Genomic DNA, 1023 nt, shown 5'->3' on the forward strand with positions numbered 1-1023 from the left:
CCGGGCACGTGACGGGTCTCGTGTCAGCTGTTGCGATAAGCCGGTCTCAGGAGGATCGGGGAGTGGTGAGTCGCTTCTCGAACCAGTGGTGGGCGTACGGCTCGTTGTTGAAGGCGGGGACTTCGCGGAAGCCGACGGAGTGGTAGAGGCTGATCGCGGCGGTGAGTGCTTTGTTGGTGTCCAGGCGCAGCACTTTGTGGCCGTGGTGGGCGGCTTCTTTCTCCAACTCGGCCAGGAAGCGGCGGGCGAGGCCCAGTCTGCGGGCTTGGGGGGCCACCCACATGCGTTTGATTTCGGCTGGGGCGGTGGGCGGGAGCTTCAGGCCTGCGCAGCCGATGGGATTGCCGTGCAGGCGGGCCACCAGGAACAGGCCATGGGGTGGGCGGAGTTCGGATGCGTCGGGCAGCAGGCTGCGGGCTGGGTCGAAACCTGTGCTGAAGCGCTCCTGAAGTTCGGTGAAATAGGACCGCAGGCAGTGTTCGGCATCGGGGTGGTCCGGGTCGACGGTGTCGAGGGTGACCGTCACGGCGGTCAGCAAGCGGTCGACCTCGGCCATGGCCGCGACCAGCCGGGTCCGCTGTTCGGTGTTGAGCGGCTCCAGCAGCGAACCGGCCAGTTCATCACTGCGCCCGTCAAGCACCGCGCGCTCCGCTCGGCCCGCCTCGGTGAGTCGTACCGTACGCACCCGTCTGTCCCCTGGGTGCGGTTCGACCGTCACCAGACCGCTGGTCTCCAGAGCGCGGAGCAACCGGCTGAGGTATCCGGAGTCGAGCCCGAGGCGCTCGCGCAACCGTCGTACGTCCTGCCCCTGTTCACCGATCTCCCAGAGCAGCCGCGCCTCACCAATGGGCCGGTCGCACCCCAAGTAGTGGTCGTGCAGCACGCCCACACGTTCAGTAACGGTCCGATTGAACCGCCGCACCTGCTCGATCTGCGCCGCATCCATTCCCTGACTCTAGTCAGGAAACCCCGACTCGGACCGGCTTATCGCAACAGCTGACACGAGACCCGTCACGTGCCCGC

Annotated in this window: 1 protein-coding gene; it reads right to left on the bottom strand. The window is 66.8% G+C overall.

The annotated features are described in order from the left end of the window. Positions 1-46 precede the first annotated feature (46 nt). The gene (locus ACFU9P_RS34595) at positions 47-946 is read right to left on the bottom strand and encodes a GNAT family N-acetyltransferase (protein ID WP_384088786.1); all 900 of its coding nucleotides are present in this window, start codon (positions 944-946) and stop codon (positions 47-49) included. Positions 947-1023: the final 77 nt, after the last annotated feature.

Origin of the sequence: Streptomyces sp. NPDC057617 (assembly GCF_042800555.1) — a bacterium.
Lineage (GTDB): Bacteria > Actinomycetota > Actinomycetes > Streptomycetales > Streptomycetaceae > Streptomyces.